Source organism: Rheinheimera riviphila (assembly GCF_004005945.1).
Classification (GTDB): Bacteria; Pseudomonadota; Gammaproteobacteria; order Enterobacterales; family Alteromonadaceae; genus Pararheinheimera; species Pararheinheimera riviphila.
Map to the genome: position 1 here is coordinate 1 of NZ_SACS01000023.1, position 17,221 is coordinate 17,221.

Consider the following 17,221-nt stretch of genomic DNA (forward strand, 5'->3'; position numbering starts at 1 on the left):
CATCAGATCTTCAGGAGATTTGCAGTCAGCTAACAGCTGATCCAGTAATTGGTCTGTAATTGGCATTCTTTATCCCTTCCAAGGAGTTAGGTAGAATGCCACTTACACAGATTTTTTTACAGACTCATAGATTCATACTATTAACTTTTCAATTACTTGAGTAACTGCCACCAAAAGTTAATAACCTCTCCCTCTACGATTATATTTTTTTCACAGCCGCTGAGTATACTTTTCACGCAATGCGAAATTTTCGAAATACTCTCTTTGTTTAGCTCAAAAATAATATCATTACCATTAACATATATTTTTTGACATGTCTCAGAACGAGAAAATTTTACTTTATGAAATGATTTAACTTTACATCCAAAATTTGGAACTTCCAAAATATCATTTGATACATCAACCAAATCAATGGTTATATTTTTATCCGAGTCACTTTCAGTTATAAAATCTAGCAATGAAGCTAATCTAGCTTTACTTTCTGCACTTACTGAAATGTGCAGGCCTCCGGAACTACGTTTTGGATCTGTGTAACGCCAAATTGCAGTATTTAAGTCTTTTTTCATAGATGAAAAATCAAATTGATTTATCAATTTCATCTCCTTTCGTCATTTCATCTGCGAGAGATGTTGGATCTAATGCATTTAAAAGACCCATTGTGCTTGGAAAGTTTTGTTCTATGTTTTGCATGGCCGTCCCAACTTGCTCAAGTCCTGTACCAATACTTTCAAGTACAGGAGAAACCGCATCTGCAACTCCATTTGCAACGAAGTGGTGACCGTCCTCTCTGACCTCTTTGCCTTCAACTGTATTTTTTGAGTGAATGTGTTTTTCTCCCATTTTGCCATCAGCCAATTTATGGTTCTCTGGTCTAGTTTGTGTGGCACCTGGAAAAGCTGCTCGCTCTATTCGTTGTGCGGCCTTAAGATTTGATGATCTTAGATCTCCACCCTGCTGCCTAATATTAATAGCTTGTTGCTGCGTTACTCTTCCCAGTGAAACTAACTGCGTTCCCACAGTTTTGACAGCTTCAGAGACAAACTTTTTGGACTCACCACTAGGATCTGAATATTTATATGGATTATTTGCAACATAAGAGTAGCGGTTAAATGTATCAGGCTCGCCCGTAAACCCCACCGGATCATTAGAATAAAACCGCCCAATCACCGGGTCATAATACCGCTGCTGCATATAAGTTAAACTTAAATCATCATCTTCCAGATGGCCGGTATAGCCTGGTTTGTCTTCAAGGGCGGCGGTGTTGCCGACCCTTGCGATGAGTTGGGAGCCGAGGTAAATATAGCGGGTGACGCCCTGGGGGCCGTCGGTCAGCAGCAGTTGGCCGTTTTTGTCGTAGATACTGTAGCTGGTGCTGGTGGCGCTTTTTTTCACCCGACGGTTGTAACCGTCATACAGATAACTGACGGCGCCGGAAGTTGTCAGCTGATTGGCGCGGTTAAATTGGAAGCTACGGCTGCCGTTGTTGGTGACATTGCCCCGGTCGTCGTACAAAAAGTTATACCCTCCACTGACCGAGCGCAGTCGTTTTGAGGCGGGGTCGTAGCTGTAACTCAGTCGCTGGCTGCCAAGGTTTTTTGAGAGTAAATTGCCGGTACTGTCGTAGTTAAAATCGCCTGCCCCCCAGCTGCCACTGGCGGTTTTAAGCCGGTCGGCCTGGTCATACGTCAGCTTGATATTTTTACTGCTGTTGGTTAAATCAAAAATATCTGACACGTTGTGATTGGCATCATAGCGATAACTTTGTGCCGTTTTGTGCTGACCGCCTTTGCTGCTGAGCATCTCCAGCGGCCGCTGCATGGCATCGAGCGTTTGATGAAACGCCACGCCATTGCCGTAGTTAAAAGCACGGACCTGACCTGAAGGATAAAAACTGACATTGCTGGCATACAGGGTCGAGCCGGTTTGCTGAACAAGCGTTGGCTGACCCAGCGCATTGGGCGCAAACGCAATACTTGCACCGCCATAACTCAGACTACTGACATGCCCGAGTGCATCGTACGTGGGGTCAATCACATAGGATTTACCATCTACCGTCAGGGTTTCAGTTTCGCTCTGGTGGGCGGCATTGTAGGTGTAACTCCAGACGGTACCGCCGGTACTGAGCGTTTTCAGATTGCCCTGCGCGTCCAGCTGATAGCGCTTGTTCGGGCTGGTGCCATCGGCAAAGTTCAGCTGGTGCAGCTCGCCATGATGGTCGTAGACGTTGCTGACCCAGTTTGCCGCAACGTTGTTGTAATCCTGACAATGGCTGCCATTACCTAACAGACCTTCGGCATAGCTGCTGACCTGACCGAGCGCATTATATTGCAGCGCCTTGATACCGGTTTCCGGGCGTTTTTGTAGACACAACTGCATTTTATCGTCATAAATCCGAAGCTCGCTGTAATCGCCCTGGGTAATGGCGGTGACATAGCCTGCAACATTGTAGGTCAGCGTGGTGGTGATATTTTCAGGTTGCTCAATTCGCAGCGGCAGCTCATAGCCAGGCTCCCCCAGCGCCAGATAGGTGGTGGTTTTTTGTTGCTGGCGCGCATCAGTCACTCTGATTTCATGACCGGATAAATAGTCATAACTTTCCGTGCTGCCATCCGGAAAATGCACAGCATCCAGCCGACCCAGGCCATCAAATGACGAGGTGGTACCCGGTGATTGCGCCGTTGCATCGGTCAGCCATTGCGACTGAAACACCACCTTATTATGTTCGTTATAGGCGCTAAATTGCTGCTTGCGGGTGGCAGGCTCGTTGGCGGCATCCCATTGGGTGGTGAGGATTGCCCGGCGCAGGCCATCATAAATGCCCTGCAACCGGTAATTGCCTTTTTCCACCGCTTGCCGGGTCTGGTAACTACCCGACACACCATCCAGCACCTCATAACGAATGGTGGTATCGGCCATGGCGGGACTGACCGGGTCAATCAGCGTTAACCGGCCGATAGCGTCGTACTGATAGTGGGTGGTGTTGGCATTGAAGTCGGTGGTTTGGGTGACATTGCCAAAGGCGTCATAGTCCAGCGTCGCGGCCGACACTTGTGTGGCGTCATAGCGATCCGGGAATTCAAGTCGCTTGGGGGAGCCTAAATAGTAATTCTGATACGTCACCCAGCGATTGGCCAGGTGATAGGTTTTGCGGGAGAGATTGCCATCCGCATGATAATCCAGGCTATAGATTTTACGCCGATAATCCCAATACTCCATCAACAATGATTTCGCGGGCGCGCTTGCCGGATGATAGGTGTAGGCCTGGGTCTGCAGATAAGTGACATCATTGTCTGAAATCGACGTGGTGGCAGGCTGACCAATCACCCAGTGGACGAGGTCATTAAAATAGGTGTTTTTGGTGTAGTGAACCCGGCTTTCATCTGCGGAATAAGCGGCGGTTTTACCCGGCTGACCAAAGACATCGAACTCACTGAACTGCGTCCGGTATTGCGACGGCTGCTGGTGATGGAACACTTGTTTCAGGTGCTGTGTTGCCGCCACGGCATAACTGGCGACCTGAGCGTTTTCAAAAAATACCCCATCCCAGCCAATGACTCTGGCGTGGCCATAGATTTTTTGTGACGTGGACATCAGGTTGCCGGCCGGGTCTTTGGTGACCTCAAACAACAACGAGCCTTCAGTCGGGCTGGTAAAGCTGCGGTCATATACCGAGGTCACTTTGCTGCCATCCGGCCTGGTGACCGTGGTCGCATTCAGTAACTCTGCACTTAATCCTGCAGGCAAAACCACCCCCTGCACCAGGTGCGAGTCACTCAGCGCCTGCTCGGTCGAAAAACCGGGGTTGCCCGAATACTGATAATGCCAGGCGTAACTTTGCCCGCTATCGTATTCAAGGGTCTTCTTTTTGATGGAAATCTCGCCATAGCTATACGGCGTGATGTATCTTTTACCCTCCAAAGTATCGACTTTAGACGGCACATTGGCCCGGCCAAAATAGGTGCACTGCAGCTCATAACGCACTTTAAACCCAGCCGGATGTTGAATGCTGGCCTGGCCATAAGTGCCATTGGCACCCGAAAACCGCGGGGTTCTGGCGCACTGATTTCGAGCGCCAGCATCGATATCTCCTTCGGGGTAATATTCGGATAGTTCATGTAACTGATACCGCCAGAACAGATTTTCACCAACCCCAACCTTCGCCAGGGAGCTACGGGTCGCGCCGGCGGGCTTCTCATAGTGGTAAGACAGTTGCCGACCCGCGTACGTAATATGACTAATCAGCGGCAGTGTTCGATTCAGTGAGGTCGCATCGTATTGAAAATCTACTTTGCGACCATCGCTGGCCACAATCGAGCGCAGCGTGTTGCCGCTATATTGATAATTAATGGTATTGCCAAAGCGGTCTTCGATTTTGCTGACATACAAGTAGCGGCTATGCATATGTAATGGATTCACGCTATCCATCACGCTCATCGGGGCCAGTTTAATCCGGGCCCGGATAGGTTGATTAAAGGTGTACTTCAGCCCCGTCGGCGAATAACCGATAAAACCCTCCATCACCTGACCGTCGCTGCTTCGAAACGTCAGGCACTCAAACTTCCAGTTCGATTTGGTGATCCGGGTGACATGAGCGCCGAATTTTCCGGAGCTGTCTTCATATAAGTTTTCATTGCCGGATTCATGCGAAAATACAAAATCGCCGTTATGAAACAGATTCGGCGCGATGCTCAGACTCTTCCCACCTGAGATGTAATGCATGGGTTCCGGTTCGATTGAACCCGAGCAGGCTTTGTTCTTCCCCCAAGGGCCAGATGTTCGCGCCCCCATCACAGTGACGACCGTGGTATAGATATGTGGGATATCAAAAGACCAGTCCGCCATATCGACACTGTGATGGTAAGAGTAGTTTTCTCCTTTGTAGGTTCGGGCAATCATGATATCCGGCCCATTGCCTTTGATTTGTAAATCAATGGTTTTAAAGGTCAGCGAACCCCGCTGCAACCCAATTTGCTCGCCGATAGCGGCACCATCCAGCGTCTGCACCCGATAATCGACGGCCATCCGCTTTAAGACATCTTCATTAGCAGTCGTCACCTGAACACCTGCAACTGTGCTACTCAGACATAACCAACATAACGCCTGCAATATATTGACGATATTTTTGCGATTCATCTCTCTTCCTTATTGGATGTAGCCCTTTCTGAGTCTTACCGGCAAACGGCCAGGAATTTCGCCGGCCCCGCTTTGCTGTAACAGCACCCTCAACCGGGAAACACAGGGCTGCTTTGAGCATCGAAGTTGAAAACTCAGACGGCTGACCGGCTGATCCAAAGGTTAAATGGCATTTTCGGAAAATAAACCTGCACCAATAAATATCAAATAATTATCTATTTTTTAACAAAAATACACTACATGCTGTATTCAGAAAGAGAACGCCGGACAGGTTCCCCGCACTTTGCGACCTTAGTCAAACACTTGCTGTAAGCAGTTCATTTGCTCACAAAACAGAAATTTGCAATTTTTCATTAACAACCAGCTTTGTGTGATTATTTTGTGATAAAGTTTCGCGCTTTTTAAATCAAGTTGCAGATACAGGTACTAGGTCGTTCTGCAAAAAATAACTCCAAATGTCTTTAAGCGCAGGAAAATATCAATGAACATAAGGAATGTGGCGGTTTTTGTGCTGCTAACCGCAGTAGTTTATCCGTCGATAGCAAGCGAACATCTGACGCCTCTTTACACTTCGGTATTAAGTGCCGAAGAAAGCCAGGTGCAAAGCAAGGAACAATTGGCTCTGACCGAAATCGCTTCGGCAAGTCAATCGAACGAATCCATGAGCAACCAGTTGGTTGCGCGCAATACGCATGTTGTGATGGTGTCAGAGCGCGGAGTATCTGTACTGGAACGCACTGAACAAGGCTTGATCAAGCGGCATGAAGAGTTTTTTAATGTTCCCCAGTACAATGGCAGTCAGCAAATATTTGCTTCACCAGATGGCAAAACTTTGGTTTGGCCAGCTGGGAACGGGTTTGTTGAGCTGAAAATTAATGCAGATTTCAGCGCAAGTCATAAAATGCTCAGTAGTTCGAGTACTTCTGGCTACGCCACTTCAGCAATAGCGTCTGACAGTTTTGTGATCTATCGTTACAACGAAAGTAGGTACGTTGCATATCAGGTAACCAATCTCGGATTGACACAAGTTGGTGAATTAGCTGCTATTGATGAAATTCGAAACACCAATTTGATTTTCAACAGCAAAGACCAAATTCTGATCAGCAGTTCCACTAATAACTGGCCAAACGTCGCGGTTATCATCTTTAAAACCCAAAATGGAATTTTCAAAGAAACCGCACGTCATACTTTTACGACTGACTATTCATTTAGCGGTACTGTCTATGACACGGATACCGGCCGTTTGGTCATTCAGTCGTACACGAATTCCCACCATCTACTGCAGATTAACAGCTCGTCCGGCACCATTGAATCGGTCGGCACAACCCCTCATCGGCTGGTGGAAACGAACTACTATAGTGATTTTAGCGGTGTAGTTTCAGGCAACTATTTGGTCACCAACAGGTACCAAACCAGCACCTTGCTGTATCGTGACGGCAATACTTTCCGCGAGAGTAAGCGACTAGATTCGTATTCTGGCACCATGGCAACCCATTTCAACAGCCAGACGGGTCAGCAGGAGTACTGGAAGAACTCGAAATGGGCACTGCAAATGTTCAGTGTGAATCAGGGCGCAACCGAACTGATTCAGGAGCGCACCGCCAAACAACGTGGGTTGCCATTGCTTGATCGCTCCACCATGCTCAGCAGTGATGACAATCGGCTGGTACTGATACAGGACAATATGCGGGTCGTGCTGTTGGCATTGGATGTCAACAAGCTGCCGGCCGAAGCTTACAGCCACGAGATTTCAGAAACAAATGGCAGTATTGGCTACAATAGCCAGTTTGTGAAAGTCGGCACCGATAAGTACCTGCTTGCGGAGTCGACCAGCTATCGCGTCGTGAACATCGATGCCGATGGCAAAGTAACGATGACCGCAGCAAAAGGCTGGCCACAGTCACTGGGCTATCATTTGAGTGATCTGCAACTCAAGGTCAAAGATGGTTATGTTTATCTGACAAGTTATGGTTTGGCAGTGTTGCAGCTAAAAAATGACGTGCTGACCCTCATCCGCAAATTTAATGATCCGACATTAACTACGCAGGAGCACCAAAATATCCTGGCAGTCGTAGATCTCAATGGTGATTTATTTGCTTTAATGCCAGCGTTCGGCAAGATAGCCAAACTAAAATTAACCGATGGTCAGCTGAGTATCGAGAAAGTCGGTACTATGCCAAACGTGAATGCACCTTTCCGCGAAGGCCGTAACAGAGTTTTTGCAGTGCATTACCCGGAATCTGTGCTGGTACTTGATGCCGATCAAAATTTGAAAATTAGCGCCATCAGCAACACCTCGGTAGATGGTGATTACTACCAGAAACGCTTCAAAATTGCCCGCAGCTTCCAAACGCACCAGCCGGTATTTCTGCTAAATGATGATGTGACGGGCATCTGGCAGAAGCTGACATTAAGCAGTGATTGTTGTGAACCAGGAGCTAGTATGCAAGTCATTGATAGCCACCTGCTGAGTATTAGCAACGGCAATCGTCAAAGCCTAAAAGTTTTCAAAATTAATTCCGCACCTTACCTACCAACAGTCGTCAGCCCTATTCTGTTAAACCAGGGCGTCAGTTCAGAAGTCGCTTTGGCGGGTTTCCTGCAAGATGACGAAGCACAACCTTTAAGTTATTCAGGTCTGAGTACCTCTGGTTTTACCATCGCCGACGGCAATAAGCTGAAATACGATGGAGTTGTAGCTGGTAAAGGTAATGTGCTGCTGACGGTCAGTGACGGCGAATTGCTGACTGATCTGAAATTACCGTTCCAAGTTAATGCTGCACCGGCGCTAATCAAAGCACTGCCAACTGTTGTTGCAAACCAGAATGCGCAGTTATTGTTTGATTTAAATGACTACATTGAGGATCCGGAAGGCAGTGCTATTAGCTTCCAGCCGCAAACGATGCAAGGGATCCAACTGAGTAAATCTGGCTTAGTCTCCGGTACTGCCAGCGGCTTGCAAGCGATGACTTTTGCGTTAAAAGTCACCGACAAAGCAGGCGCCGTGTTCGCCACCAATCTGATTGTTCAGGTCAACGCTGCACCGGCATTAACCGGTAGTGCCAGCCTTAGTGCCAAAGTTGGTCAAAGCTTTGCAATTGATTTAAATACGCTGATCACCGATGCAGAAAAACACAAAATAAGTTTAGCAGCGTCAACTTTGCCCGCCGGACTGAACATCAGCGGTGCAGTCATCAGTGGCACCCCAACCAGCAGTGGATCGCACAATATCCAGATCACAGCGACCGATGAGCTGGGTGCCCGCAGCCAGGTGAGTTTGTCACTGAATATCGCTGCCGAAGATAAAAAAAGTGGTGGCTCATTAGGCTGGGCATGGTTAGCTTTATTGCTACTTGCTCGCGCCAGACGTCAGCACTAATACAGCGTATTGCCCATGATTAAACTCAAAACCCTGCTTGCAGGGTTTTGAGGTTTTTTGCTTCAACCATCGCCTTAAACTTCTCACTTTGCCCAAACACTTGTGCAAACTGTGCCGCCGTCATTTGCGCTTTGTCTGTCACTTCGTCAGTGGCTTTCGCTGAATTTTCTTGATCACAATCAATGTCATACAGCGTACGGGCGATGTCCCATTCCGCTTTAATCATCGCGCCCATCAGCGCGGTATGGCCTCGTTTATCACGCAGACAAGCATCGGCGCCGGCATGTAGCAGGACGTCAACCGCGGTTGCCTGTCCTGCGTAAGCGGCAATCATCAGCGCGGTGTAACTTTGTTCGTTTCGCTCGTTTACCGGATAACCAGCCGTTAGAAATTCTGTTAAAACAACCAGTTCACCCGTTCTGGCAGCTGCGAAAAAGTATCGCTGTAGTTGCTGAATTTCTTGTTCTGGATGAGTGGCTGTCCTGGATTCCGGTTCTGGATTGGTGGCTGTCCTGGCTCCCTCTGCCGCTTGTACCGCCCAATCAGCGGACCCCATCATCAATAGCAGGCTAAGGATAAATACATGGTATCGAGTCATCTTAATTCTCCCGAAGATGCCGCTGTGTTCGTCGAAAATGTCCGGTTTTACCGCGGTAAATTTTCGATCGCTCATCAGCAATAAAATGCCTGTGAAGCCCACCCTGAATTGCAGGACAGAGCATGAGAGCTTCACAGGACTTTAACCGGAATAACACAGCAGCTGGTCCTGTCCGGCTGCCGTGATAAGTACTTCCTGCCGAACAGTTACAGCCGGGCAGCCAGTTGTTCAACCTGCTTTAATTCACCCTTTACTGCTTTAGTCAGCGCTTTGCCATAATTGGCATCGGCCTTGTAGAAGTGCGACAACATCACATGTTTGGTCACGCTATCTTTCACCGCGCCTAAATCACCGGCTAGGTTACGGACCAGGTTTTGCTGCGCTTGTTTGCTCAGGCCACGGTAAAACTCGCCCGCCTGGCTAAAGTTGTCGGTTTTAGCGATGATCTGTTGCTGCACGGTGCCGGAAAGCTCCGTCGATACCGCACGCGCTACCGGCAACGTCGTTTTTGGCTCGATGCGGCTTGGTTCATAGTTGACGTTGGATTTGTTATTACCAAAATTCATCGCGCCTTGCTGGTTATGGCTGTCCACATTCACCAAGGGACGGTTAATCGGTAGCTGCTGATGATTGGCGCCTAACCGATACAACTGCGTATCGCTATAGGAGAAAATCCGGCCTTGCAGCAAACGGTCTTCCGACGGCTCAATCCCAGGCACTAAGTTAGCCGGTGCAAAGGCGGCTTGTTCGGTCGCTTCAAAGAAGTCATCCGGCATCCGGTTTAGCGTCATAGTGCCGACTTTGATTTCAGCAACCTTTGGCCAGATTTTGGTGGCATCCAGCGGGTTAAAACTAAAATCATCCAGCTGATCCGGAGTTAAAATCTGAATATGTAAATCCCACTTCGGATGGTTCCCAGCATTGATTTCTTTATATAAATCGCGGGTTAAGTGGTTAAAGTCCATGCTTTGCACTTTGGCAACCTGCGCTTGATCCAAAGATCTGATGCCCTGCTGACTGCGCCAGTTAAATTTCACGTAACGCACTTCACCTTTGGCGTTAATGAATTTATAAGCATGCACACCAAAACCATCCATTTCGCGGTAGCTCGCTGGTGTGCCTAAATCTGAATACACCTGCGTTAACATATGGGTGGAAGCCGGATCGTTGGACATAAAATCAAACACGCGGTTAGCGTCTTGCAGATTGTCGATCGGCGATGGTTTTAGCGAATGCACCATATCCGGGAATTTAATCGCATCGCGGATAAAAAATACCGGCAGGTTGTTACCGACTAAATCCCAGTTACCTTGATCGGTATAAAACTTGGTGGCAAAACCACGCGGATCACGCAAGGTTTCCGGGCTGTGGTTGCCGTGAATAACGGTAGAAAAACGCACAAATACCGGCGTTTTTTTACCGGTAGCAGCAAACAGACTGGCTGCGGTCAGATCAGGAATGGCGTTGGTTACCACAAATTCGCCATGGGCACCGGTACCACGGGCATGCACCACCCGCTCCGGGATCCGCTCGCGGGCAAAGCGTTGTAATTTCTGGATTAAATGCACGTCCTGTAGCAACACACTGCCATTGGGACCTGCGGTGATGGAGTTTTGATTGTCACCAACCGGCGCGCCATTGTCGCGGGTCAGTTGCTCTGCGTTCAGCGTAAAAGTGGTGGTCACTGCTAACACGGCGAGTGTGGTTTTTCTCATTTTTTAAATCCTCTGTCGAAGTCAGCTCTATCCTGCACAGATAGCTTAGGGGCGACAGTGGATTATAAAAAACGATTTATATGGATTGATTCAATCTATAAAAAGGATGAGGATGGATTTATCTAAACCCATCCCTGGTCGATGCGGGGATTTAAATCTTACAAGCGCCACCGGCGCAATCGTCTTCATCCGGCAGAGCGGCGGCTGCTGCGGCGGCTTGATCTGCTAATTCCAGTTGCGCGGCGTTGTTGGCGGCGGCAGCATCAAAATCCAGATGGTCTAAATCAAAATCAAATTCGTTCATGACAGGCCTCTTATCTATTTATTCATTAAAATCATGCACTGGCGGTTTTTAACCAGCCAGTCTGTTGTTAGTTCTGGTCATCAGCAGCTTTTGCCGCCAGCAACTGTTGCACCTGTACTTCCAGCGCTTCGAGCTTTTCGCGGGTGCGCAGCAATACCTGGCGCTGGACATCAAATTCTTCGCGGGAGACAAAATCCAGCTGGCTTAATTTTGCCTGCAGCACCGCTTTAACTTTCGCTTCAACATCGTCCGCCACTTCACGGAATTTCGGTGGAATTGCAGCGCCAATCTGACGGGCCATTTCTTCGATTTTTTTCGGATCCAACATGATAATTCCTTGAGTTGATGCAGCGGCTGAAACTTTATTCTACGAGTGTTGATGGCGTCGCGCGAACACTATTTCAAGCAAATGCGATGGAATTAATCACACTGCGACCGCCAGCCAGAACTGTCGCCACCGAACGCTTTCGGCTACACTAACGCCCCGTCCACGATGGCGGTTCCAGCCAGATGTAAAGGCAAGTGTCACAGGTAATCAATGAAACTCAATCCGCAGCAGAATGAAGCCGTTAAATATATCTCTGGTCCTTGCCTGGTGCTGGCTGGTGCTGGATCAGGTAAAACCCGGGTCATTACCAATAAAATTGCTTATCTGATTGAAGAATGTGGCATGTCGGCCCGGCATATTGCGGCAGTGACTTTTACCAATAAAGCCGCCCGCGAGATGAAAGAGCGGATTTCCCATCAGCTTGATCGCAGCAAACTGCGTGGCCTGACGGTTTCTACTTTCCACACCCTTGGCCTTGAAATCATCAAAAAAGAGCACAAAGCCATTGGTTACAAAGCCAATTTCACCCTATTTGATGATCAGGACAGCATGGCGCTATTAAAAGAGCTGACCGAAAACGATCTCCAGGGCGACAAAGATTTACTGCGGGCGCTGCAAAGTAAAATCTCCAACTGGAAGAATGATTTATTACTACCGCCACAAGCGATAGCGCAGGCGATGGACGCGCAAAGTATTAGTTTTGCCAACTTTTACAGCCAGTACGCGCAGCAACTGCGGGCTTATAACGCACTGGATTTTGACGATTTAATTATGGTGCCAACGCTGTTATTTACCGCCAACCATGAAGTGCGGCAGCGCTGGCAGCAAAAAATCCAGTATCTGCTGGTCGATGAATATCAGGATACCAATACTAGCCAGTATGAACTGGTCAAAGCTTTAGTCGGCGAGCGGCAGCGTTTTACCGTGGTTGGCGACGATGACCAGTCGATTTATTCCTGGCGTGGTGCCAAACCGCAAAATTTAGTGTTGCTGGGTAAAGATTTCCCCAGCTTAAAAGTGATTAAACTGGAGCAAAACTACCGCTCCTGTGAGCGTATTCTCAAAGCCGCCAACATTCTCATCGCCAACAATCCACACGAATACGATAAAGCACTGTTCAGTACCCTCGGTTATGGCGTACCACTCAAAGTACTGCCAACCAAAAGCGAAGAAGATGAAGCGGAAAAAGTGGTGGCGGAAATTATTTCGCACCGCTTTATTAACCGCAGCAACTACAAAGACTACGCCATTTTATACCGTGGCAACCATCAGGCGCGGGTGTTTGAAAAAGCGCTGATGACCAACCGTATCCCCTACAAAATTTCCGGTGGCACCTCGTTTTTCTCCAGACCGGAAATTAAAGATGTGATGGCTTATCTGCGGTTGCTGGTCAATCAGGACGATGATAATGCGCTGCTGCGGATCATCAATACCCCCAAACGCGAGATTGGCGCGGCAACTTTAGAGCGCATTGGCAGCCTGGCGAATTCGCTGCACATCAGCCTGTTTGACGCTTGCTGCGCACCGGAATTATCGGACGAATTATCCGCCAGAAGCCTGGCTTGTGTGCGTGAGTTTTCGCGCTGGATGGTGGAACTCGCTGACAACGCGGTGCGTGCTGAGCCGGCGGAAGCGGTGCGCGATCTCATTCGGCAAAGCCGTTATGAAGCTTATTTATTTGAAGTCAGTAATAGCCCAAAAGCGGCAGAAATGGCGCTGAAAAACGTCAACGAGCTTTATCGCTGGATCACCGAAATGCTTAAAGGTGATGAAGAGCACGAACCGCTGACACTGGCCGAAGTGGTCACCAAACTGACGTTGCGCGATATGATGGAGCGCAACGAAAAAGACGATGATGCTGATCAGGTGCAGTTATTAACTTTGCACGCATCCAAAGGTCTGGAGTTTCCATATGTGTTTATGGTCGGCATGGAAGAAGGTATTCTGCCGCACCAGACCTGTATTGATGAAGACAACGTCGAAGAAGAGCGGCGGCTGGCGTACGTGGGCATTACCCGGGCGCAGCGGGAACTGATTTTCACTTATGCCCGTGAGCGGCGCCAATATGGCGAAACCATCAAGCCGGTACCAAGTCGGTTTTTAGACGAGTTGCCAAGCGACGATTTGGAATGGGCACAAGCTGCGCCGGTGAAAACCGAAGAACAGCGCCAGCAAACCGGACTGGCGCATCTGGAGCGATTACGCCAGTTGTTGAAGAAAGACTGATTCCTGCTCTGGTTGCAGCAAGCTTTTAACCAACCGGCCCTGCATATAACAACAGCCTTGCTCAACCAGCAGTTGCCGTAAATCGCCGTCATCTACGCCATCGGCAATCACCCGAAACTTATAGCTTTGTGCCAGATTAATTAAAATATCCAGCATCTGTCGTTTTTGCTGATGTTTGGTTAAATGGCGGCAAAATGACGGATCAAGTTTAACGAAATCAAAAGGATATTGCGTTGCAATGCCAAGTGGCATGGTATCAGCGCCAAAATGTTCGATGGCAAGCCGCACCCCAAGCCTTTTTAATTGATTGAGATAGTTCAGGTTCGAACTGTTCAGTTTCACCAAATCATATTCGGCAAACCCCAGCGACAACCGGTGTAGCACCTGCTGATACGGCAATAATACTTTGTGTAAACGGTCAAATTGCACCGGGTTTAACAAATGCTGATGACTAATTTGCAGACATAACACCGCCGGTTGTGGGTGTTGTTGCAGTTGATCCAGTAACTGCTGAATAATTTGCAGTTCAATTTGCGGCAGCACCCCAGCCTGCGCCGCCTGGCGATTAAAATCCTGTTGCAACCCAAGGTTTGGGTGCACCCATTGCATCGTCGCTTCGTAGCCCAGCACATGGTGTTTTTCGCTACAGACAATCGGCTCGTATTCGACTGAAAACTGCTTGTCGGAAAGTGCCTGATGCAGTGCCTGCTCCATGCTAAGTTCCTGCAGCAATTGCATCCGCATACTGTCGGTAAAAATCACAAAACGGTTACGCCCCATAGCTTTGGCCTGATACATCGCGGCATCGGCGTCGCGCAGCAATGCATCGGCACTGCCATAATCCGGTTTATAACTGGCAATCCCAATACTGGCGCCGGAATACACCGATTGCCCTTGTAGCACCATCGGCTCCCGCATAATTTCAATGATCCGATCCGCCACATCTTCCGCATCACCGTCATCGGTCAGCTGCGTTAACAGCACCACAAACTCATCACCACCAAGCCTGGCAACTAAATCATGCTCGCGGACGGTGCGCTGTAACCGCTGACTGACTTCAATCAGAAAACAATCGCCGACATGGTGACCCATGGTGTCGTTAATCAGTTTAAATCGGTCTAAATCGATGAATAACAAAGCAAAACGCAAATTAGTTTCACGGCCACGCAAGGTAAATTGTTGCTTCAGCTGCAACATAAACATCTGCCGATTGGCAAGGCCGGTTAAGGTGTCGTGGTTCGCTTCGTGGAACAGCCGTTCTTCAACTTTTTTGCGCTCTTCCACCTGTAAGCGCAGGAATAAATTGGTCTGGCGCAACTCGCGGGTACGCTCGAAAATCTTCCGTTCCAACTCTTCCTGATGCAATTTTTGTTGTTCGGTATTGAGCTTGCGCTGAATGGCCACCGCAATATGCTGCGATACAAAACGTAAGATATTCAGCTCACTGTCGCTGTACAGATAACCTTCATCATAAGACTGTACCGCAATCACCCCCAGCGCCTGCTGATCGATCAGCAACGGCGCACCCAGCCAGCTGGTGGCGAGCGGTACTGTTTGCTCCGATTCCGGCACCAGTCGTAACACTTCACCTTGGTGCACCAATAAATCTGATAACTCGCGGTTGATTAGCCTCGCTTCGCCAACACGCAACACATATTCGGTAAAACCTTTGCGCAGCGGCCGTTCCTGTGACGGTGGCGAATATTGGTCCACATAAAATGGGAAACTGAGCTTTTTACCGGTTTCGTCTAACAGTGCAATATAACAGTTATCAACTTGCATCAGCCCGGCGAGAATTTGGTGCACTTCCCGGTAAAAACCAGTCATATCAGCATTAGTGGCAGTAAGTTCCGATATTTTATAAAGCGCTGCCTGCAGCTGTTGGGCATTGGTGCGTTCACGAATTTCACGCTGTAGTGAATGGTTGGTATTTTGCAGCTGCCGGGTGCGCTCACGCACAGTTTGCTCCAGCAGCTCACGGCTTTTTACCCGATCAATGGCTGTCACAGTATGACCCGCAATGGCGGTCAGTAAGTCGACATCACGTTGTTGATAGTGATAGGAATTATCGTAAATCTGCACCACCATCACGCCGATCAGCTGCCGACCACGGTTCAGTGGAATGCCCAACCAATGATGGCAAGGCGTGCCTTGAGAGCGAATGTCCCCTTGTTGCAGTAATTGCTGAAAACGCTGTTCATCACACAACAGCATTTTTTTGGTGCGGACCACATAGCCAGTCAGGCCATTAACGAAGTCCGCTGCGCTTAAATCATTGATATCAAGCTGGTCTTTTTCGTCGGCAAAATATTCAAGGCTAAAGACGCCGGTCTCATGGTCGACCAGCACCACATAAAAATTATCGGCCCGTAGATGTTGATTCAACAGTTGGTGGATGGCCGGATAAAATTCCGACATATCAGAAAGCGTGCTGGCTAGTTCCGATAAGTTCAGTAAGGCTTTTTGCACCGCATAAGCCAGTCTGTATCGTTCAAGCAGAGATTTCAACCGGCGGTCTGGCGCTAAACTGGCGCTTTGCCTGGCTGCGGATTGCGTTAATTCCTTCAACTGTCGCTCTTTATATTTTGTGAGTGATCCTGTGGTCGGATCTTATTGAGAACAGGTCCTATTATGCACAAAGATTAAGCAGATGAAAGGGTTTATCCGGATTGTGGTGGATTGTTTTTATACGATTTTGTTCTTGGTGTTGTGACAATGCCCATAACCAGGACAAAACGATGCGCTGAACAGAAATACCTAAATCGGACGGATGCTACGAAAGACTGTGCGAAGGGCTGTGCAACGAACCACACGACAAACAGGTTTCGGGCAGAAACAGGCGGTGCCGTGCAGAGCATCTGCGGATTTTAGCTATAAAAAAGGCCACCATCTGGCAGCCTGATCTTCGATGAGGTGTTTACACCCCTTCGGTCATAAATTTAATCGCATCAACAATTTCTTCATCCGAACAATCAGCACAGGTACCGCGAGGTGGCATCGAGCGGATCCCTTCGATAGCGTGCTTTTTCAGAACGTCCATACCTTGTGCAATACGCGGTTTCCAGGCTGCATCACCTTTTTTCGGTGCATCTAACGCACCCGTGCCGTGACAGGCAAAACAAGCGCCTTGATACACTTGCTCGCCGGTACGTGGGCCTGTTGGTTTCACGACCACCGGCTCAGCGCCCGCTAAATACACCTGACCAACCGGTGCAATCCGCGCTTTTAATTCATCTTGAGATTTATCATCAGTACTGGCCTGAGCAACCAGGGCACAACCTAACAAAGCAAGAACGAAGGTAATTTTTTTCATTGATCGGGATCCCCGGAAATTAAGCCGCACAAATTCTAAGGCATTATAGCGCTGCCGGAGCAAAGAGTGAAAGCCCTAGTAAAGCGTCTGCATTGCTTTCAACGAAACGCAAACTGCTGATCCAACGTCACTAAATGAATTCAATATCGACCTTAGCTAATATTCATCGAAATGTCCGGTTAAAACATGGTCAATTCAACAAATTTTTTTTCGTTTTTCTGCTTT

At 48.5% G+C, this 17,221-nt stretch carries 10 protein-coding genes; 2 read left to right on the forward strand and 8 right to left on the reverse strand.

What is annotated here, in order from left to right; genetic code table 11:
- Nucleotides 1-152: 152 nt before the first annotated feature.
- Together EOE67_RS17065 and EOE67_RS17070 are read right to left on the reverse strand one after the other, a co-directional pair.
- Nucleotides 153-593 carry a hypothetical protein gene (locus EOE67_RS17065; RefSeq protein ID WP_127700546.1) on the reverse strand — a complete coding sequence of 147 codons (441 nt, stop codon included), beginning with the start codon at nucleotides 591-593 and terminating at the stop codon, nucleotides 153-155.
- Nucleotides 577-5,133, reverse strand: coding sequence for an RHS repeat domain-containing protein (locus tag EOE67_RS17070; protein ID WP_127700547.1), 4,557 nt, complete (start codon nucleotides 5,131-5,133; stop codon nucleotides 577-579). The genes EOE67_RS17065 and EOE67_RS17070 overlap by 17 nt, the downstream gene beginning before the upstream one ends.
- A 481-nt stretch (nucleotides 5,134-5,614) precedes the next feature.
- On the opposite strand from EOE67_RS17070, the gene EOE67_RS17075 reads away from it, so the two are divergent.
- Nucleotides 5,615-8,512 (forward strand): Ig domain-containing protein, encoded by a 2,898-nt coding sequence (locus EOE67_RS17075; RefSeq protein ID WP_127700548.1) that lies wholly within the window; start codon nucleotides 5,615-5,617, stop codon nucleotides 8,510-8,512.
- Nucleotides 8,513-8,537: 25 nt separating this feature from the next.
- On the opposite strand, the gene EOE67_RS17080 is transcribed toward EOE67_RS17075, so the two are convergent.
- The 4 genes from EOE67_RS17080 to ubiK all read right to left on the reverse strand — a co-directional run bounded on the left by EOE67_RS17080 (nucleotide 8,538) and on the right by ubiK (nucleotide 11,457).
- The gene (locus EOE67_RS17080; protein ID WP_240652859.1) at nucleotides 8,538-9,110 is read right to left on the reverse strand and encodes an ankyrin repeat domain-containing protein; all 573 of its coding nucleotides are present in this window, start codon (nucleotides 9,108-9,110) and stop codon (nucleotides 8,538-8,540) included.
- A gap of 206 nt (nucleotides 9,111-9,316) precedes the next feature.
- Nucleotides 9,317-10,825: a catalase gene (locus EOE67_RS17085; RefSeq protein WP_127700549.1), complete on the reverse strand. Its 1,509-nt coding sequence runs from the start codon at nucleotides 10,823-10,825 to the stop codon at nucleotides 9,317-9,319.
- Nucleotides 10,826-10,976: 151 nt separating this feature from the next.
- Nucleotides 10,977-11,129, reverse strand: coding sequence for a hypothetical protein (locus tag EOE67_RS20565; protein WP_164852416.1), 153 nt, complete (start codon nucleotides 11,127-11,129; stop codon nucleotides 10,977-10,979).
- Between the two features lie 67 nt (nucleotides 11,130-11,196).
- Nucleotides 11,197-11,457 carry a ubiquinone biosynthesis accessory factor UbiK gene (gene ubiK, locus EOE67_RS17090; protein ID WP_068070071.1) on the reverse strand — a complete coding sequence of 87 codons (261 nt, stop codon included), beginning with the start codon at nucleotides 11,455-11,457 and terminating at the stop codon, nucleotides 11,197-11,199.
- A gap of 210 nt (nucleotides 11,458-11,667) precedes the next feature.
- On the opposite strand from ubiK, the gene rep reads away from it, so the two are divergent.
- Nucleotides 11,668-13,683: a DNA helicase Rep gene (gene rep / locus EOE67_RS17095; RefSeq protein WP_127700550.1), complete on the forward strand. Its 2,016-nt coding sequence runs from the start codon at nucleotides 11,668-11,670 to the stop codon at nucleotides 13,681-13,683.
- Here rep and EOE67_RS17100 read toward each other — a convergent pair.
- Both EOE67_RS17100 and EOE67_RS17105 read right to left on the reverse strand, forming a co-directional pair.
- Entirely contained in the window at nucleotides 13,657-16,251 is a 2,595-nt protein-coding gene (locus tag EOE67_RS17100) for a diguanylate cyclase domain-containing protein (protein WP_127700551.1), read from the reverse strand. The genes rep and EOE67_RS17100 overlap by 27 nt on opposite strands.
- A 349-nt stretch (nucleotides 16,252-16,600) precedes the next feature.
- A complete protein-coding gene (locus tag EOE67_RS17105) occupies nucleotides 16,601-16,996 on the reverse strand; it encodes a c-type cytochrome (RefSeq protein ID WP_127700552.1) in 396 nt (131 codons plus the stop codon).
- Nucleotides 16,997-17,221 lie beyond the last annotated feature (225 nt).